We start from the raw sequence: 18,041 nt of genomic DNA, 5'->3' as shown, positions 1-18,041 counted from the left end.
GGCCCGTACGTGTCGGTCGACACGTACGGGCCCTCCCTGTCTCGCGGCACCCCGCGCCCTCAGGCCGCGGGTTCCCGCTCGGCCGGCACCCGGGCCGCCAGCCACTCGCGGGCCTGGTGGCGGCACGTCCGCCCGTCGTGACCGGGCGGGATCAGGGTGCTGGCGGGGAAGGCGACGATCGCTCCGAGCAGGACCAGGGGCTGCCATCCGTACAGCAGGCCGACGGTCACGAAGGCCCCGCCGACCACTCCCGAACCCGCGGGTCCGCCGAGCGCCACCGCCAGGTTCCGCCCCGCCCCGAGGCTCTCGTGCGACACGGCCATCGAGCCGCCCCGCCACTCGGCCCGCAGTTCTCGGGCCCCGAGGAGGAGCGCCGTCCGGGCGTGGCCGTACTCGTGCACGACGACGCTGAGGGGGACGGCGACGAACCCCGCCAGTACGAAGAACCGGAACGTCCAGCCTGCCGGCCAGACGCAGACCAGCATCAGCCCGGTCGCGAGCGCCAGCCAGGCCATCGGCCTGCGGCCGTGGACGAGGGCGACCAGCACCAGGCGCAGCAGGATCACCGCTCCGCCGTCCGGGCGAAGTCGCGGTCCTTGACCCGCATCACCTGCTGGACCGCGCAGAGGGCCGCCCCGCTGACGAGCAGCCAGTGGGCCGCGGTCGCCGCGGCCGTCGAGAGCGCGTCGACGGAGGAGGCCAGCCAGAACAGCGCCCCCAGGGTCGCACCGCTCGACAACCCGCTGACCAGCAGGGTCACCCGCTTCTCCGCGAAGTCGGCGGTGACCGTGGCGAGTCCGTACAGGACACTCAGCGCGCTCCCGGCCAGCGCCATGGTGAGGATGACCAGGTCCCGGCCCGCCTCGAAGGGCACCAGGCTGACCACGCGTACGGCGACGACGGTGGCGAGACCCGCGGCGATCGCCCCGAAGGCGTTCTGCCGGCCCCAGCGGGAGAAGCCCCGGGGGTGGATGGCGTAGAGCCAGGCGTTTCCTGCGAGCCGGAACGGGGCGAGACCGGTGATGAGGGAGGAGATGCCGCAGACGGCGAGCAGGAGCAACGAGGCCGTGGCGTCCTGGAGATAGTCGAGGTGGTACAGGACCGCGATGGCCGCCGCGGCGGCGAGGGAGACGGACGTGGCGGAGATGTAGAGCGGGTCGCGCAGCAGTTGGCGCGCCTCCGTCCGGGCGCCGCGTCCCGGCAGCCGGACGAAGCCCAGGCGCCACGGCGCGCCGCTCTCGTTGTTGCGGGCCGTCGTGCCGGCGAACGAGAGGACGTACGCACAGAGCACGCCCCAGGCAAGGCCCGCGACCACCGCGAGGAGCACGCCGGGGAGGGTCTCGGGGACGCCTCCGGTCACGGCCAGCGGCGGGCACAGGACGTACAGGCCCCAGGTGCGGCCGGCGAGGACGAGACCGATTCCGGTGATGAGGAGGACGCCGCAGAGGGAGGCGCTGACGGACTTCACGCCGAGCGCGTCGTTCGACGACCGCATGATCAGCGCCGTCAGGGCCTGGACCGCCAGCGTGGTGACGGTGGCGACCAGCGCGGTGAGCGCGGTGAACAGCAGGGCGACGGCGAGCGCGAGCCAGAAGCCGGTGCCGCCGGTGGCCTGCACGCGCGTGAGCGACAGCACGGTGACGGGGCCGACCAGGAAGGAGGCCACGGTCATCGCGGTGACGTACGGGGGGATCAGCTCGCCCAGGGCCCGGTTCCAGCGGCCGACCCCCTTGGAGACGGCGAGGACGCGGACGCCCGCGGGCTGGAGACCGAGGATGTCCAGGATCAGCGTGGCCCCCGACGCCGCGGCCGCCATCCCGGCGAGCGCCGCCCGGTTGACCTCCTTCAGCTGGCGGTCCTGGAGGGCGGTGAGGGTCTGCTCGTGGACCAGCGGGGCCAGGGCCTGGACCTGGAAGGCGACCATCGCGAGGCCGAACACGACCAGGGCCAGCAGGACGGCCGAGGTGACGACCGGGGAACGGCGCAGCATCTGGCGCACGGTGTTGCGCTGGGACCGTGCGGTCGCCCCGGCGATGGCGAGGGAGGGCCGCAGGGAGCGCCGGTTCGAGGGCCGCGGGGACGCGAGGTGGAGCCCACGCGCGCCGGCGGAGACGGGGGCGGCCGTCATGAGCCCGGCCCCATGAGCTCGGCGAAGATGTCGTCCGCGGTCTCGGAGACGTTCTCCAGGCCGCTCAGGCGCAGCACCGCGGCTTCGAGCGAGGACGTCCCTGCCACCTCGCTGATGGACCGGGGCGCGCCCTGCGCCACGAGCCGGCCGTCGGACAGCACCACGATGAAGTCGCATTCGCGTTCGGCGGTGTGCAGGTCGTGGATGGTGACCAGCGCGGAGCGTCCGGATCGTGTCCAGGTACGCAGCGCGAGCCGCAGGAGCACGGAGCCCTCGACGTCGAGGCCCGAGAAGGGCTCGTCGAGGATGAGCAGCGGGGCGTCGCTGCTGAAGGCTCCGGCGAACTGCAGGCGCCGCTTCATGCCGTGGCTGTACGAGCCGACGAGCTTGGTGAGGGCGCCGTCGATGCCGAAGATCTCGGCCAGCCGCTCCGCGTTCCGCATCAGGTCCCGCGGGCGGTCCTCCAGACCGGCGATCAGACCCAGGTACTCGTGGCCGGTGAGCATGTCGGGCATGGGCAGTTCGTCGGGCGCGTACGACACCAGGCGCTTCGCCGAGTCGGTACCGAGCTTCTCCCCGAAGACCCGTCCGGTTCCGCCGCTCGGTTCGGTCAGCCCGATGACGCAGCGCAACAGGGTGGACTTGCCCGCTCCGTTGGCCCCCACCAGTCCGCACACGGCGCCGGCGGGCATGGTCACGGTGACGTCGCGCAGGGCGTGGCGGCCTCCGAACCGCTTGCTCAGGCCCTCCAGAGCCAGGGGGATCTCGTACGGGGAGTCCTCGGCACGGGTGGGCGCCGCAACGCTGTCGACGACGGCGGAGTCACCGCGCGGCATGGCCGTCACCCCGCTTCCTGGACAGCGCGCCGTAGGCCACGGGGAAGCAGGCGACACCCAGCGCGACGATGACGAGCGGGAAGTACCCCGAGGGCTGCATGCTCAGCTGGGCGTCGGTCTGCACGTAGTCGATGAGGCCCGGCACACTGACCGAACCGTCCCGGGACATCGCGTACATCATGGAGAGCACCAGAGCCGCCAGGCTCAGGCCGGCCCCGCCCAGGAGCGCCAGGAGGGCGGACTTGACGATCTTCTTCACGCTGGGTCCAAGAGGTCGTGGTACGGGTGAAGGGGAGGCCCGCCCCCACGTCGGGGGACGTGGGGGCGAGCCGGGCGTCAGACTCAGTACTTCTCGCAGATGATCTTGAACTCCCAGACGCGCCAGCCGTTCGGGCCGCTCCACTTGACGCGGTCGTAGCCACGGCTCACGCACTGGTACGCGACCAGGGCGTAGGACACGATGCCGGCGACCAGGACGACGGCGATGGCGACGATCAGGACGATCTGCCAGATGCGGTGCGCGAGGAAGCGCGGCTCGTCCTCGGTGCCCTTGGCCTTGGCCAGCGCCAGGGAGGCGTGCTGGGTCAGGGCCGCGGGGGCGGTGGTGGCGAGGATCTGGGCCTGGGTGGCAAGACGCAGCGGCGTCTCGCGCAGGGCAGTGAGCACCTGTCGTTCCTTTCGATGGGATCGATACGATCGAGCAGGTGCCCGCCCCGATTGGAGCGGGGCGGGCACTCCCCCGGTGGCGGGGCCGCCGGGATGCCCTGATCCTCCGCGCTCGGCGCGGCCCTGCACACTGCCGATCGCGCGCCTCCTTTGGTTGGTCCGCGGGACAAGTCGGCCGATACGTCACCGTCCGCGCGAACCCGGTTCGTCAGGCCTCAGGACCGCAACCGTTTCTGATCGAATTCCCTCTTAACTGTCTCTGGGGCGTGGCTGATTGTCTGGGGTAGGTTTCCTCCCGACCACGGCTTATTGCAGTACTCAGGGGGATTCACCATGGACCACGTCACCCTCATTCATCACCATCCATGGATTCGCAGAGGGCTCGAACAGGCATTGACCGAAACAGGGGAGTTCACCGTCACCGTGTGCTCGTCCGCGGAGGCGGGAACCGCCGCGGTGCGCGATCGGCCGCGGACGAGCGTGCTCGCCGCCGACCAGCTGCCCGGGCTCGATCTGTTCCTCACGGCCCTGCGAGGGCGGGAACTCCGGCGCGTGCCGGTCGCGTTGATCGGCGACCCGGACAGCATGGCGAGCCGGCCCCAGCCCCTGCCACCGGGCGTTTCGGGCTACTTCCCCGAGGGGGTGGACCCCCGGGCCTTGGCCCACGCCGTGCACACGATGGCCGCCGGCGCGGCCGTGCTGCCGCTCGCGATGCTGTGGTGCTCGTTTCTGCCGGGCCCGAAGCTGGGCGGCCGTGAAGAGAAGCCGCTGCCCGCGTTTCTGACATTGCGTGAGCGCGAGATTCTGGCTCTGATCGGGGGCGGGTTGACGAACGTGGAGATCAGCGGCCGACTGGGGCTCACGGCGTCGACGGTGAAGGCGTACGTCAGCAATATCTACTGCAAGATCGGCGTCGACAACCGGGTCCGCGCCGCCCTCTTCGCCCACGGCATCGACCTGCCCACGGCGCCGGCCGCTTACGCTCCGCTGATGTAGGCACGCGACCGGCCGCGCGAGGGCCGCCCGAGTCCGCGCCGCGCCCCGCGGGCGGCCCTCGCGGATTCCGGCGGCTCAGGTCACCTCACCCTGCGCAGACGCGTCACCACGGTTCGGCGCGTCACCCCGATTCGGCGCGTCACCGTGTTCCGGCGCGTCACCATGCGTCGATGACCGGGGCGTCGGGCTCGTGCCGGCTCCAGGCACCGCTGAGCCGTCCGAGCCGCTCCGCCGCGGCGATGCCGTGCAGGGAGGCGACCTGACCGTCGCTCACCCCGAACGCGACGGCGCCCACGACCCGGCCGTCGAGCACCGCGAGCACGGCCGGCGAGCCGTTGACCGTCGCGATGTGGAACGCGGGCGAGCCGCCGGCCAGCCGCCGCTTGGCCGCCGTGGGCTTGAAACCGGCCCGTACGAAGGAGGCGACGCGCTCGGGCGTCCGGACCCGCAGCAGCCGCCTGGCCAGTCCCGCGCCGTCCGAGACCGCCGACACGTCGTCGGTGAGCAGCGCCACCAGCCGTTCGGTGCGCCCCGACACGGCGGCGGCGAGGAACTCCTCGACGACCAGGCGGGCGGACGCGGGGTCGGTCTCCGCGCCACGGCGTCGCCCGGCGCCGACCCGGGCCCGGGCACGGTGGAGGTGCTGCTGGCTCGCGGACTCGGTGATGTCGAGGATCCCGGCGATCTCGGCGTGGCCGTACGAGAACGCCTCGCGCAGGACGTAGACGGCCCGCTCGACCGGCGAGAGGCGCTCCATCAGGGTCAGTACGGCCAGGGACACCGATTCGCGCTGCTCGAAGGTGTCGGCCGGGCCGAGCATCGGGTCGCCCTCCAGGAGGGGTTCCGGCAGCCAGGCACCGGCCGTGCGCTCGTGGCGTGCCCGGGCCGAACGGAGCTGGTCGAGGCAGAGGTTGGTGACGACCTTGGTCAGCCACGCCTCAGGCACCCCGACCCGCGCGCGATCCGCGGCCTGCCAGCGCAGGAACGTCTCCTGCACGGCGTCCTCGGCGTCCGCGGCGGAGCCGAGCAGACGGTACGCGAGCGAGGCCAGCCGGCCCCGGCTGGCCTCGAACCGATCGACGGCTGCGCTGTCCATGCGGAACACCCTAGGGCGCGTCACGAAGGTCCCGCCCGCCCCGCGGACGGACGGTGCCGCTTCCGTGACACGCCTCAGGCGGCGACCCCCACACCGGGGACGGCGGGCGCGGCGGCCAGGCGGCGCCTGCGCTTGGGCATGCCGAAGGTCGGATGGGCGATGCCCCACCCGGCCCCCTTGAGCACGCCCGCCTTGAGCCGCGCGGCGGTCCGGCCGCCCAGGTACCAGGACTTGGACCGGACCTCCCCGTCGACCATCTGGAAGATCGCGTCCCGCCGTCCGAGACTGATGTGGTTGCCGTGGTACTTCAGCCCGGTGGTCGGGACCTCGTCGCCGGTCAGACGGGCGATGATCGCGGCGGTCGCCTGCATGTTGGTGAATCCGGCCGAGGCACAGGACATCGGCAGCGGCCGACCGTTCTCGCCGATCGCGTAGGCGGCATCACCGGCGGCGTAGACGTCCGGGTGCGAGACCGAGCGCATGGTGCGGTCGACGACGATCTGGCCGGTCTCGGCCACCTCCAGGCCGCTCGCGGCGGCGATGGGGTGGACGGCGAACCCGGCCGACCACACGGTCACGTCCGCCGGGATCGACCTGCCGTCGGCGCAGATCGCCCGCGACGGCTCGACCGCTTCGACGCCCATGTGCTCGTGGACCGTGACGCCGAGCCGGTCGAAGGCCCGGCGCAGATGGCGGCGGGCCTTCGGGGAGAGCCAGGCGCCCAGCTCGCCGCGGGCGGCGAGCGCCACCTCGAGGTCGGGCCGGGACTCGGCGAGCTCGGTGGCGGTCTCGATGCCGGTCAGCCCCTCGCCGACCACGAGCACGGTGCCGCCCGCGCCGAGCCCGTCCAGGCGCTCGCGCAGCCGCAGCGCCGAGGCGAGGCCGGTCACGTCGAAGGCGTGCTCGGCCACGCCGGGGACGCCGTGATGGGCGGCGGAGCTGCCGAGCGCGTAGAGAAGGGTGTCGTACCCGAGCTCGCCGTCGCCCTCCTCGCCGGTCACGGCGACGGTCCTGCGCTCGGGGTCGACGCCGGTGACGCGCGCCAGGCGCAGCCGGACGCCGGTTCCGGCGAAGACGTCGGCGAGCTTGCGGACCGCGAGGTCCTGGCCGACGGCGAGCTGGTGGAGCCGCATCCGCTCGACGAAGTCGGGTACGGCGTTGACGACGGTGATCTCGGTGTCGGCGGGCGACAGCCGGCGCGCCAGGTTCCCGGCGGCGAAGGCCCCGGCGTATCCGGCGCCGAGTACGACGATGCGGTGCTTCATGGCGTTGCTCCTGTCTCGTTCGCGTACCCCCTTGACGAGACGGGGCCCCGACAGCTGACAGAAGCGTGGTGTGACGCCGGTCACCCTGTGCGGGCTGTCACGAGCGCCGGGGGAGGGGGGTGGCCGAGGGTGCGGCATCCGAGTGACGTGGGCGTGTCGGACCGCTCGCGTCGACGCTCGGTACGCACACTGGGAGGGACGCGCGGGCAAGGCCCGTCGCGGTCGTGGAGAGAATCGTCCGACCAGGGAAAGCGCCTGGTCAGAACGATTCTGCTTCACCATGCGGTGGTGGGGCGGGTGGGACTCGAACCCACGGCCGACGGATTATGAGTCCGCTGCTCTAACCGGCTGAGCTACCGCCCCTTTACGTGTGGCGCGTACATGTGTGCGCGCCGTCTGCCGCAGCATAGCCGCTCATACGATCTCCTGCTCCGGATGGTCGGGCTCTGCCGCGCACTGCTCGACCATGAGGACCGCGCAGCGTGGCGCATGGTTCCCGGACATAAGAAAAAGGACCCCGAAGGGTCCTCTTTCGTCTGCTCCCCCGGCTGGACTCGAACCAGCAACCCTCCGGTTAACAGCCGAATGCTCTGCCAATTGAGCTACAGGGGATCGCGCTCCCCCGACTGGACTCGAACCAGTAACCTGCCGGTTAACAGCCGGCTGCTCTGCCAATTGAGCTACAGGGGATTGCTGCGTTGCACCGAACGGATCCACCTCGGGTGTTCCCGGGCGGCGCTCGCTCGCTGCGACACATACATTAGCGCAAGCAGGGGGGTGCTCCGCCAATCGGTATGCCGTGGGCGCTCGTGGGCACCAGTGAAGGATCAGGGAAGCTCAAGGGAAGGGTGGTGCCGCCGTGCGGTACAAGCTGACGTTCGTCGTGGGACTGGCCGTCGGTTACGTCCTCGGCACGCGCTCCGGGCGCGAGCGCTACGAGCAGATGAAGAAGTCCGCGCGGGACTTCTCGCAGAACCCGGCGGTGCGCAACGCCGCCGAGTCCGCGGCGCAGACAGGGCGGCAGGTCGCCGGCAAGGCGTTCCACGTCGTGAGCGACAAGGTCGGCGACAAGCTGCCGGTCTCGGTCACCGACCGGATCCACGCGCTGCGCCACCACAACGGCCAGGTGACCGAGGACGACTGGGGTGTGAGCAACACCTAGCCGGGCGGGCTCCGGCACGGCGTCGGCGGCCTAGCCGGCCGCCGAAGGGCCGCCGTATGCCCGAAAACGCCTCTCCTACCCCGCACGCGCTCCCCGTACTCCCCCGCGTGCGGCAGAATCTCCTTCATGGGGATAGTCGCCGGCTTGGACAGCTCTGCCGAGTTCACACGCATCGTCGTCTGCGACGCGGACACGGGTGCCGTGCTGCGCCAGGGGTACGCCCCGCACCCGGGTGAGCCCAAGGCCACCGACGTCGACCCGCAGGCCTGGCTGCTCTCGCTCGGCGAGGCGGCCGGCGGCGGGCTGCTCGAAGGGGTGCAGGCCATCGGTGTCTCCGCCCAGCAGAACGGCCTCGTGCCGCTCGACGCGCAGGGCGGCCTCGTGCGGCCCGCGATGGTCGGCAACGACAAGCGGGCGCAGGTCGCCGCCGCGGATCTCGTCGAGGCGTTCGGCGGGCGGCAGGCCTGGGCCGAGGCCGTCGGCTCCGTGCCCCAGGCCGGGCAGCCCGTCACCAAGCTCCGCTGGCTGGCCAGGTCCGAGCCGGAGAACGCCCAGCGCGTCGCGATGCTCCTCCAGCCGCACGACTGGCTGGTCTGGCAGCTCCTCGGACGCCCCGTGCGCCGCACCACCGACCGCGGCGCCGCCTCCGCCACCGGCTACTGGTCGGCGGGCACCGGTGCCTACCGCCCCGACCTGGTCGAGCTGGCCCTCGGCCACCAGGCCGTGCTCCCCGAGGTCCTCGGCCCGGCCGACGCCGCCGGGACCACCCCCGAGGGGCTGCTGATCTCCGCCGGTACGGGCGAGACGATGGCCGCCGCGTTCGGGCTGGGGCTCGCCGCGGGCGACGCGGTCGTCTCCCTCGGCGCCTCCGGCTCCGTGATGGCCGTGCACCACGAGGCGCTCGCCGACCCTCAGGGCCTGATCACCTCCTTCGCCGACGCGACCGGGATGCACCTGCCCGTCGTCCACACCTCCAACGCGGTACGGGCGCTCCGCGGCACCGCCGAGATGCTCGGCGCGGAGAGCCTGGAGGAGCTGTCGGCGCTGGCCCTCAAGTCGACGCCCGGTTCCTCCGGGCTCGTCCTCCTGCCGTACCTGGAGGGCGAGCGCACCCCGCAGCTGCCGCACACCGCCGGCACGCTCAGCGGGCTGCGCCGCGAGTCGATGAAGCCCGAGCACCTCGCGCGGGCCGCGTTCGAGGGCATGCTCTGCTCGCTCGCCGACGCCATGGACGTCCTGCGCGGGCGCGGCGTCGAGGTCCGCAGGGTGTTCCTGCTCGGCGCCGCGGCCGAGCTGCCGGCCGTCCAGGCGATCGCCCCCTCGGTCTTCGGCGCGCAGGTCGTCGTCCCGCAGCCCGCGGACTACGCGGCACGCGGCGCCGCGCGGCAGGCGGCGTGGGCGCTCGGCGTCGCGCGCGGGACGCTCTCCCCCGCCGCTCCCCCGGCCTGGCAGGGCGCCGCCGCGCAGGTCTTCGAGCCGGGTGAGGAGCTGGCGGTCGGCCAGGCGGTGCGGCAGCAGTACGTGGCCACGCGGGAGCAGACGCATCCGGGCGCGTTCGGCGCGTAGCGGCGACGGATTCGGCTGGTAGCGGAGTCCGTTCAAGGTTCGACAAAACCGGCTCGTAACGTCCCGGGAGCGCGGGCGATAGTAGGACCCGTGCTCCTACGACTTCTCCGAACCTTCCTTCGACCGTACAAAAAGCCCATCGGACTGCTGGTCCTGCTGCAGTTCCTGCAGACCTGCGCGTCCCTCTACCTTCCGAGCCTGAACGCGGACATCATCGACAACGGTGTCGTGAACGGTGACACCGGCTACATCCTGCTCTTCGGCGCCGTGATGATCGCCGTCTCGGTGGTGCAGGTCGTCTGCAACATCGGCGCGGTGTACTACGGGGCGCGCACCGCCTCCGCCCTCGGTCGGGACGTCCGAGCCGCGGTCTTCGAGCGGGTGCAGTCCTTCTCCGCCCGCGAGGTCGGGCAGTTCGGCGCGCCGTCGCTGATCACCCGGACCACCAACGACGTCCAGCAGGTCCAGATGCTGGTCCTGATGGCGTTCACGCTGATGGTCTCCGCGCCGATCATGTGCGTCGGCGGCATCGTCATGGCGCTCGGTCAGGACGTGCCGCTGTCCGCGGTCCTGCTCGCGGTCGTGCCGGTCCTCGGCGTCTCGGTCGCGCTGATCGTGAAGCGGATGCGCCCGCTGTTCCGGACCATGCAGGAGCGGCTCGACACGGTGAACCGGGTGCTGCGCGAGCAGATCACCGGCAACCGCGTGATCCGCGCCTTCGTGAAGGACGACTACGAGCGCGACCGGTTCAAGGTCTCGAACACCGAGCTGACCGACGTCTCGATGGCGACCGGCCGGCTGATGGCGCTGATGTTCCCGACGGTGATGACGGTCGTGAACGTCTCCAGCGTCGCGGTGGTCTGGTTCGGAGCACACCGCATCGACAGCGGCGGGATGGAGATCGGCGCGCTGACCGCCTTCCTCGCCTATCTGATGCAGATCGTGATGGCCGTGATGATGGCCACCTTCATGTTCATGATGGTGCCGCGGGCCGAGGTGTGCGCCGAGCGCATCGAGGAGGTCCTCGCCACGGAGAGCAGTGTCGTGCCCCCGGCCGAGCCGGTGCGCGAGCTGGGCCGACGCGGCCACCTGGAGGTCCGGAGCGCGGAGTTCCGCTACCCGGGCGCCGAGGAATCGGTCCTGCGGGACGTGGAACTGGTGGCGCGGCCGGGCGAGACGACGGCGATCATCGGCTCGACGGGCAGCGGCAAGTCGACGCTCCTCGGCCTGGTGCCGCGGCTGTTCGACGTGACCGGCGGCGAGGTGCTCGTCGACGGAGTGGACGTACGGAAGCTGGAGCGCGCGCTGATGGCGCGCACGGTCGGGCTCGTCCCGCAGAAGCCGTACCTCTTCTCCGGCACGGTCGCGACGAACCTGCGGTACGGCAATCCGGACGCGACCGACGACGAGCTCTGGCACGCGCTGGAGGTCGCGCAGGCGGCCGACTTCGTGAAGAAGCTGGAGCACGGTCTGAACGCCCCGATCGCGCAGGGCGGCACGAACGTCTCCGGCGGGCAGCGGCAGCGGCTCGCGATCGCGCGGACCCTGGTGCAGCGGCCGGAGATCTACCTCTTCGACGACTCGTTCTCCGCGCTCGACTACCAGACCGACGCGCTGCTGCGGGAGGCGCTCAAGGCGGAGACGGCGGATTCGACCGTCGTGATCGTCGCCCAGCGGGTGTCGACCATCAGGGACGCCGACCGGATCGTGGTCCTCGACGAGGGCCGGGTCGTGGGCACCGGGCGCCATCACGAGCTGATGGCGGGCAATGAGACGTACCGGGAGATCGTGCTCTCCCAGCTGACCGAGGCGGAGGCAGCCTGATGGCCGGTCCTGGCGGACGAATGATGGCCGGCGGAGGCCCCGACCAGCGGTCGATGGACTTCAAGGGCTCGGGCAAGCGGCTGCTGAGGCAGCTGGCGCCCGAGCGGGGCGCGCTCTGGCTGATGCTGATCACCTGTGTGCTCAGCGTGGCGGCCTCGGTGGTCGGCCCGAAGATCCTCGGCAAGGCGACCGACCTGGTCTTCGCGGGTGTGGTCGGACGGCAGATGCCCGACGGCACGACGAAGGCGCAGGCGATCGAGGGCCTGCGGGCCAAGGGCGACGACGGCATGGCGGACATGCTGTCCGGGGTGGACTTCACCCCCGGGCAGGGCATCGACTTCTCGGCCGTCGGCGAGGTGCTGCTCTGGGTCCTGGCGATCTATGTGGCCGCCGGTCTCCTCATGCTGGTGGCGACCCGGATGTCGATCAAGGTGATCAACCGGACGGTCTACCGGATGCGGGAGGACGTCCAGGCGAAGCTGGCGCGGCTGCCGCTGTCGTACTTCGACAAGGCCAAGCGCGGTGAGGTGCTGAGCCGGGCGACCAACGACATCGACAACATCTCGCAGACGCTCCAGCAGTCGATGGGGCAGCTGATCAACTCGCTGCTCACCATCGTCGGTGTGCTGGCGATGATGTTCTGGATCTCGCCGCTCCTCGCCCTGGTGGCGCTGGTGACCGTGCCGGTGTCGGTGGTCGTGGCGACCAAGGTCGGCAAGCGGTCGCAGCCGCACTTCGTGCAGCAGTGGCGCTCCACGGGCACGCTCAACGCCCATGTGGAGGAGATGTACACCGGGCACGCGCTGGTGAAGGTCTTCGGGCGGCAGGACGAGTCGGCGGCGGACTTCCGCGAGCAGAACGAGGCGCTGTACGAGGCGGGCTTCAAGGCCCAGTTCAACAGCGGTGTCATGCAGCCGGTGATGTTCTTCATCTCGAACCTCAACTACGTGCTCGTCGCCGTGGTCGGCGGGCTGCGGGTGGCGAGCGGCACGCTGTCGATCGGTGACGTCCAGGCGTTCATCCAGTACTCGCGCCAGTTCTCGATGCCGCTGACACAGGTCGCGTCGATGGCGAACCTCGTGCAGTCGGGCGTCGCCTCGGCCGAGCGGATCTTCGAGCTGCTCGACGCGGCGGAGCAGGCACCGGACGCGCCGAGGAGCGAGAGGCCCACCGAGTCGCTCGGCAAGGTCGCCCTGGAGGAGGTGTCGTTCCGCTACGAGCCGGACAAGCCGCTGATCGAGGACCTGTCCCTGACCGTGGAGCCGGGCCAGACGGTCGCGATCGTCGGCCCGACCGGCGCCGGCAAGACGACGCTGGTCAATCTGCTGATGCGGTTCTACGAGGTGACGGGCGGCCGCATCACCCTCGACGGTGTGGACGTCTCGGCCATGACCCGCGAGGACCTCAGGTCCGGCATCGGCATGGTCCTCCAGGACACCTGGCTGTTCGGCGGGACCATCGCCGAGAACATCGCCTACGGAGCCGGTGGCGAGGTCAGCCGGGAGCGGATCGAGGAGGCGGCGCGCGCCGCGCACGCGGACCGCTTCATCCGGACCCTGCCCGACGGCTACGACACGGTCATCGACGACGAGGGCGGGAACGTCAGCGCGGGCGAGAAGCAGCTGATCACGATCGCGCGGGCGTTCCTGTCCGACCCCGTGATCCTGGTCCTCGACGAGGCGACCAGCTCCGTCGACACCCGCACCGAGGTCCTCATCCAGAAGGCGATGGCCCGGCTGTCCCACGGGCGTACGTCGTTCGTGATCGCGCACCGGCTCTCCACCATCAGGGACGCGGACGTCATCCTGGTGATGGAGAACGGCTCGATCGTCGAACAGGGCACCCACGAGCAGCTGTTGGCGGCGGACGGCGCGTACGGGCGGCTCTACGCGGCCCAGTTCGCCCAGGCGGTCGCCGAGGTCGACTGACCGCGGTCAGTCCAGGTAGCCCCTGAGCTGGTCCGCGAAGGCGTGGTCCCGCAGCTTGTTGAGGGTCTTCGACTCGATCTGGCGGATGCGTTCGCGCGTCACGCCGAAGAGCCGGCCGATCTCCTCCAGGGTGCGGGGCCTGCCGTCGTCGAGGCCGTACCGGAGCTGGACGACCTTGCGTTCGCGCTCGCCGAGGGTGGAGAGGACGGCCTCGAGGTGCTCGCGCAGCAGCAGGAAGGCCGCCGACTCCACGGGGCTCGTGGCGTCCCCGTCCTCGATGAGGTCGCCGAGCGCGACGTCGTCCTCCTCGCCGACGGGGGCGTGCAGGGAGACCGGCTCCTGGGCGAGGCGCAGCACTTCGCCGACCCGTTCGGGGGCCAGGTCGAGCTGGGCCGCGACCTCTTCCGGGGTGGGTTCGTAGCCGCGTTCCTGGAGCATGCGGCGCTGGACCCGGATGACCCGGTTGATCAGTTCGACGACATGGACGGGGACGCGGATGGTCCGGGCCTGGTCGGCGAGGGCCCGGGACATCGCCTGGCGGATCCACCAGGTCGCGTACGTCGAGAACTTGTAGCCCCGCGCGTAGTCGAACTTCTCCACGGCGCGGATCAGTCCGAGGTTCCCCTCCTGGACCAGGTCGAGCATGGTCAGCCCGCGTCCGACGTACCGCTTGGCGACGGAGACGACGAGCCGCAGGTTGGCCTCGATGAGCCGGCGCTTGGCCATCCGGCCGAGGACGACGAGCCGGTCGAGGTCGAGCGCCAGCTGGGAGTCCAGGTCGGGGGTGGACGCCAGCTTCGCCTCGGCGAAGAGCCCGGCCTCGACGCGGCGGGCGAGCTCGACCTCCTCGGCGGCGGTGAGCAGCGGGATGCGGCCGATCTCCCGCAGGTACTGGCGGAACAGGTCGGAGGAGGGCCCGTTCCCGCCCAGGTCGACGCGGCGCGGTACCGGCTCCGGTTCCGGTGTGTCGTCCACGAACTCGGCGGGCTCGGGCGGGTCGGCCGGCTCGGCCGGGTCCGCGGAGGCCGGCGCCTCCGGGTGATGGACGGCCGGGCGCTGCCCGGGCACGAGATCCGTCGGGGACAGGGTCTGGGTCTGCACGGGGGCGACCTCCAGGGTGATCGCTGCCGGTGCTCCGGGGGCTCAGGCACCGCCCCCCAGTGTGGGGTACGACACATCACCGCCACGAGGGGCGTGCGGTGACTTTTTGAGTTCGCGAGGTGACCGAACGTCAGAGCGCGTCGGCGCCGTTGGTGCGCAGTGACTGGGCGTACTGGGTGAGGACCCACAACTCGTTCTGCACGGCGGCCAGTTGTGCGGGGTCGCCATGGGTGCCGAGGCGGGCCAGGCTGCCCTGGATGTCGCGTACGCGGCGGTCGACGGCCCGCAGGCGGACCGAGACGAGCTGGGCGCCCGCGTAGACCTCGTCGACGACCTTGGCGAAGATCGTCTCGACGGCGAGTTCGGTGACGAGCGCGCGGACCGTGTCGTCGGGGGCGGCCTCGCGGACGGCGGACAGGTAGTCGTCGGGGGCGCCGGTGGCGCCTCCGGCGTCCTGGACGCACTGGCGGACGGCCGCGTAGGGCGGGGCGGTGAACTCGTCGACGCCGTACGCGTCGAAGGCAGGGGAGACCAGCTCGGGGCGCTGGAGGGCCAGCTTGAGCAGCTCGCGCTCGGTGCGGTGCGCGGGGCTGCGCAGGTTGAGCGCGGGCCCGGAGGGAGCGGCCGGGGCCGGCGCGCTGTATGCCCCCGTAGTCCTTCCGGACGGGGAGGCGCCGCCGTGCTGCGGGGCCGCCGGCGCGGCGGCGCCCCGGCCGCCGCGGTCGCGCTGCCAGCGGGCGATCTGGCCGACGCGCCTGACCACGAACTGGGTGTCGAGGATGCCGAGCATGCCCGCGAGCTGGACGGCGACCTCGTGCTGGGAGGCGATGTTCTTGATCCGGGCGACGATCGGCGCGGCCTCGTCGAGGGCGGCGGCCCGGCCGGCCGGGGTCTCCAGGTCGTACCGCCGGACGATCTGGCGCAGCGCGAACTCGAAGAGCGGGGTACGCGGCTCCACCAGCTCGGCGACGGCCTGGTCGCCCTTGGCGAGCCGCAGGTCGCAGGGGTCCATGCCGTCGGGGGCGATCGCGATGTACGTCTCGGCGGCGAACTTCTGGTCGTCCTCGAAGGCGCGCAGGGCGGCCTTCTGGCCGGCCGCGTCGCCGTCGAAGGTGAAGATGACACGGGCCGAGCCGTTGTCCATCAGGAGCCGGCGGAGGATCTTGATGTGGTCGCCGCCGAACGCGGTGCCGCAGGTCGCGATGGCGGTGGTGACGCCGGCCAGGTGGCAGGCCATGACGTCGGTGTAGCCCTCGACGACGACGGCCCGGCTGACCTTGGCGATGTCCTTCTTGGCCAGGTCGATGCCGTAGAGCACCTGGGACTTCTTGTAGATCGGCGTCTCGGGCGTGTTCAGGTACTTGGGCCCGTTGTCGTCCTCGCGGAGTTTGCGCGCGCCGAAGCCGACGACGTCGCCGCCGACGTCCCGGATGGGCCACATGAGCCGGCCGCGGAAGCGGTCGATGGGGCCGCGGCGGCCGTCCTGCGAGAGCCCGGAGAGGATCAGCTCCTTGTCGGAGAAGCCCTTGCCGCGCAGGAAGCGGGTGAGGTAGTCCCAGCCGGCCGGGGAGTAGCCGACGCCGAAGTGCGCGGCGGCGGCCTGGTCGAAGCCGCGTTCGGCGAGGAACGCGCGGCCGATCTCGGCCTCGGGCGAGTCGAGTTGGTCGATGTAGTACTGGGCGGCGACCTTGTGCGCCTCGACCAGGCGGATGCGCTCGCCCCGCTGGTGGCCGGGGTTGTAGCCGCCTTCCTCGTAGCGCAGGGTGATGCCCGCCTTGGCGGCGAGGCGCTCGACCGTCTCCGAGAAGGAGAGGTGGTCGATCTTCATCACGAAGGCGATCGTGTCGCCGCCCTCCTGGCAGCCGAAGCAGTGGAACAGCCCCTTGCTCGGGCTGACCTGGAAGGAGGGCGACTTCTCGTCGTGGAAGGGGCAGAGACCCTTGAGGTTGCCACCGCCGGCGTTGCGGAGCTGCAGGTACTCGGACACGACGGCGTCGATCGGGACCGCGTCCCGTACCGCCTTCACGTCGTCATCGTTGATCCTGCCTGCCACGCATGAATTCTACGGGCGGGCGGGCGGGTCCTCCCCCAGGAGGACGCCGCCGGCTGCGCCTGTCTCCTCAGATCAGGCTCTCCAGAGGGACGGACGGGTCCGCGAGGGCGTCGGTGTCCACCGGGGACTGGGCGCGGATGAGGCGCTGGATCGGCTCTGTGACGTCCCACACATTCACGTTCATCCCGGCCAGCACCTTGCGGTCCTTGAGCCAGAACGCGATGAACTGCCGTTTGCCGACGTCGCCGCGCAGCACCACCTGGTCGTACGAGCCGGGCGGAGCCCAGCCCGAGTACTCCATGCCCAGGTCGTACTGGTCGGAGAAGAAGTACGGCACGCGGTCGTACGAGACGTGCTGTCCCAGCATGGCGCGGGCGGCGGCCGGGCCGCCGTTGAGGGCGTTGGCCCAGTGCTCGACGCGGAGCCGGGTGTGCAGGAGCGGATGGGCGGCGGCGGCGACGTCCCCGGCCGCGAAGATGTCGGGGTCGGAGGTGCGCAGCGACTCGTCGACGGCGACACCGCCGCCGTGGGCCCGGTCGACCAGGGCGAGCCCCGCCGCCTCGGCGAGGGCGGTGCGCGGGGCGGCGCCGATCGCGGCGAGGACGGCGTGGGCGGGGTGCTCCTCGCCGTCGTCGGTACGGACGGCGAGGACCATGCCGTCCTGGCCGACGATCTCGGTGAGCCGCGCGCCGAAGACGAAGCGGACGCCGTGCTCTGTGTGGAGATCGGCGAAGAGCTGGCCGAGCTCGGGGCCGAGGACCTGGTGGAGCGGGGTGGGCTCGGACTCGACGACGGTGACCTCGGCGCCGTAACCGCGGGCCGCGGCGGCGACCTCCAGACCGATCCAGCCGCCGCCCGCGATCACCAGATGGCCGTTGTCCCGGCCGAGGGCGGCCAGGACCTGGCGCAGCCGGTCGGCGTGGGCGAGCCGGCGCAGATGGTGGACGCCGGCGAGTCCCGTACCCGGGATGTCGAGGCGGCGCGGCTCGGATCCGGTGGCGAGCAGAAGCCGGTCGTAGCGGATCGTGGTGCCGTCGCCGAGGCGTACGGTGCGGGCCTCGCGGTCCACGACGGTGACGGGCTGCCCGAGGTGCAGCTCGACCTCGGCGCGGGCGTACCAGGCGGGCTCGTGCACGAAGACGCTCTCCCGCGCCTCCTTGCCGGCCAGATAGCCCTTGGAGAGCGGTGGGCGTTCGTAGGGGTGGTCGCGCTCGTCGCCGATGAGGATCACGCGGCCGGTGAACCCCTCGGAGCGGAGCGTCTCCGCCGCCTTGGCCCCGGCCAGTCCCCCGCCGACGATGACGAAGGTCTGATCTGCGTCGACCACTTGATGCCTCCTCGTTGCGTCCGCTTCCACGCTACGCCTCCGGGCGTTCGGCGAGCCGTACCGCCTCGGGCGCTCCGCCGAGCGTCCCGCACG

General features: G+C 71.7%; 15 protein-coding genes and 3 tRNA genes. 5 read left to right on the top strand and 13 right to left on the bottom strand.

The features are described from left to right. Positions 1-59: 59 nt before the first annotated feature. From ACZ3IJ_RS23330 to ACZ3IJ_RS23310, 5 genes are all read right to left on the bottom strand, one after another. Positions 60-566 (bottom strand): hypothetical protein, encoded by a 507-nt coding sequence (locus ACZ3IJ_RS23330; protein WP_467471078.1) that lies wholly within the window; start codon positions 564-566, stop codon positions 60-62. Next, positions 563-2,128, bottom strand: coding sequence for a hypothetical protein (locus ACZ3IJ_RS23325; RefSeq protein WP_467471076.1), 1,566 nt, complete (start codon positions 2,126-2,128; stop codon positions 563-565). The genes ACZ3IJ_RS23330 and ACZ3IJ_RS23325 overlap by 4 nt, the downstream gene beginning before the upstream one ends. After that, entirely contained in the window at positions 2,125-2,964 is an 840-nt protein-coding gene (locus ACZ3IJ_RS23320; RefSeq protein WP_467471074.1) for an ABC transporter ATP-binding protein, read from the bottom strand. The genes ACZ3IJ_RS23325 and ACZ3IJ_RS23320 overlap by 4 nt, the downstream gene beginning before the upstream one ends. Continuing rightward, positions 2,951-3,223, bottom strand: a complete 273-nt coding sequence (locus ACZ3IJ_RS23315; RefSeq protein WP_361434901.1) for a hypothetical protein — start codon at positions 3,221-3,223, stop codon at positions 2,951-2,953. Before ACZ3IJ_RS23315 ends, ACZ3IJ_RS23320 begins: the two co-directional genes overlap by 14 nt. Positions 3,224-3,306: 83 nt before the next feature. Next, positions 3,307-3,630, bottom strand: coding sequence for a hypothetical protein (locus tag ACZ3IJ_RS23310; RefSeq protein WP_467471072.1), 324 nt, complete (start codon positions 3,628-3,630; stop codon positions 3,307-3,309). Between the two features lie 333 nt (positions 3,631-3,963). On the opposite strand from ACZ3IJ_RS23310, the gene ACZ3IJ_RS23305 reads away from it, so the two are divergent. Next, complete coding sequence (locus tag ACZ3IJ_RS23305; protein WP_361434902.1) at positions 3,964-4,626, top strand: response regulator transcription factor; 663 nt, start codon at positions 3,964-3,966, stop codon at positions 4,624-4,626. A 157-nt stretch (positions 4,627-4,783) separates the two neighbouring features. Here ACZ3IJ_RS23305 and ACZ3IJ_RS23300 read toward each other — a convergent pair whose 3' ends face one another. The 5 genes from ACZ3IJ_RS23300 to ACZ3IJ_RS23280 all read right to left on the bottom strand — a co-directional run bounded on the left by ACZ3IJ_RS23300 (position 4,784) and on the right by ACZ3IJ_RS23280 (position 7,677). Next, positions 4,784-5,722, bottom strand: coding sequence for a sigma-70 family RNA polymerase sigma factor (locus ACZ3IJ_RS23300; RefSeq protein ID WP_467471070.1), 939 nt, complete (start codon positions 5,720-5,722; stop codon positions 4,784-4,786). A 74-nt stretch (positions 5,723-5,796) separates the two neighbouring features. Then, positions 5,797-6,987, bottom strand: a complete 1,191-nt coding sequence (locus ACZ3IJ_RS23295) for an NAD(P)/FAD-dependent oxidoreductase (RefSeq protein WP_467471068.1) — start codon at positions 6,985-6,987, stop codon at positions 5,797-5,799. Between the two features lie 286 nt (positions 6,988-7,273). Beyond that, a tRNA-Ile gene (locus ACZ3IJ_RS23290) sits at positions 7,274-7,350 on the bottom strand. Between the two features lie 176 nt (positions 7,351-7,526). After that, positions 7,527-7,599 (bottom strand) — tRNA-Asn (locus ACZ3IJ_RS23285). A 5-nt stretch (positions 7,600-7,604) separates the two neighbouring features. Continuing rightward, positions 7,605-7,677 (bottom strand) — tRNA-Asn (locus tag ACZ3IJ_RS23280). Between the two features lie 169 nt (positions 7,678-7,846). On the opposite strand from ACZ3IJ_RS23280, the gene ACZ3IJ_RS23275 reads away from it, so the two are divergent. From ACZ3IJ_RS23275 to ACZ3IJ_RS23260, 4 genes are all read left to right on the top strand, one after another. Beyond that, positions 7,847-8,149 carry a YtxH domain-containing protein gene (locus ACZ3IJ_RS23275; RefSeq protein ID WP_391797450.1) on the top strand — a complete coding sequence of 101 codons (303 nt, stop codon included), beginning with the start codon at positions 7,847-7,849 and terminating at the stop codon, positions 8,147-8,149. A gap of 126 nt (positions 8,150-8,275) precedes the next feature. After that, positions 8,276-9,715 (top strand): FGGY family carbohydrate kinase, encoded by a 1,440-nt coding sequence (locus tag ACZ3IJ_RS23270; protein WP_467471066.1) that lies wholly within the window; start codon positions 8,276-8,278, stop codon positions 9,713-9,715. Between the two features lie 90 nt (positions 9,716-9,805). Continuing rightward, positions 9,806-11,539 (top strand): ABC transporter ATP-binding protein, encoded by a 1,734-nt coding sequence (locus tag ACZ3IJ_RS23265; RefSeq protein ID WP_467471064.1) that lies wholly within the window; start codon positions 9,806-9,808, stop codon positions 11,537-11,539. Further along, positions 11,539-13,467: an ABC transporter ATP-binding protein gene (locus ACZ3IJ_RS23260; RefSeq protein ID WP_467471061.1), complete on the top strand. Its 1,929-nt coding sequence runs from the start codon at positions 11,539-11,541 to the stop codon at positions 13,465-13,467. The genes ACZ3IJ_RS23265 and ACZ3IJ_RS23260 overlap by 1 nt, the downstream gene beginning before the upstream one ends. A 6-nt stretch (positions 13,468-13,473) precedes the next feature. Here the strand turns inward: ACZ3IJ_RS23260 and ACZ3IJ_RS23255 are convergent, their stop codons facing one another. The 3 genes from ACZ3IJ_RS23255 to ACZ3IJ_RS23245 form a co-directional block, all read right to left on the bottom strand. Beyond that, complete coding sequence (locus ACZ3IJ_RS23255; protein ID WP_467471394.1) at positions 13,474-14,589, bottom strand: RNA polymerase sigma factor; 1,116 nt, start codon at positions 14,587-14,589, stop codon at positions 13,474-13,476. A 109-nt stretch (positions 14,590-14,698) separates the two neighbouring features. Then, entirely contained in the window at positions 14,699-16,621 is a 1,923-nt protein-coding gene (gene dnaG, locus ACZ3IJ_RS23250) for a DNA primase (protein ID WP_467471059.1), read from the bottom strand. Positions 16,622-16,688: 67 nt separating this feature from the next. Next, positions 16,689-17,948, bottom strand: coding sequence for an NAD(P)/FAD-dependent oxidoreductase (locus ACZ3IJ_RS23245; protein WP_383225507.1), 1,260 nt, complete (start codon positions 17,946-17,948; stop codon positions 16,689-16,691). Positions 17,949-18,041: the final 93 nt, after the last annotated feature.

The sequence above is a fragment of the Streptomyces sp. NPDC013317 genome (genome assembly GCF_055563155.1).
This window is presented reverse-complemented; position numbering and strand designations above follow the sequence as displayed.

What these genes read in the sequence shown, in the direction of transcription:
- ACZ3IJ_RS23325 (WP_467471076.1), bottom strand. Translation starts at nt 2,128, where the DNA reads ATGACGGCCGCCCCCGTCTCCGCCGGCGCGCGTGGGCTCCACCTCGCG.
- ACZ3IJ_RS23320 (WP_467471074.1), bottom strand. Translation starts at nt 2,964, where the DNA reads ATGCCGCGCGGTGACTCCGCCGTCGTCGACAGCGTTGCGGCGCCCACC.
- ACZ3IJ_RS23305 (WP_361434902.1), top strand. Translation starts at nt 3,964, where the DNA reads ATGGACCACGTCACCCTCATTCATCACCATCCATGGATTCGCAGAGGG.
- ACZ3IJ_RS23300 (WP_467471070.1), bottom strand. Translation starts at nt 5,722, where the DNA reads ATGGACAGCGCAGCCGTCGATCGGTTCGAGGCCAGCCGGGGCCGGCTG.
- ACZ3IJ_RS23295 (WP_467471068.1), bottom strand. Translation starts at nt 6,987, where the DNA reads ATGAAGCACCGCATCGTCGTACTCGGCGCCGGATACGCCGGGGCCTTC.
- ACZ3IJ_RS23270 (WP_467471066.1), top strand. Translation starts at nt 8,276, where the DNA reads ATGGGGATAGTCGCCGGCTTGGACAGCTCTGCCGAGTTCACACGCATC.
- ACZ3IJ_RS23260 (WP_467471061.1), top strand. Translation starts at nt 11,539, where the DNA reads ATGGCCGGTCCTGGCGGACGAATGATGGCCGGCGGAGGCCCCGACCAG.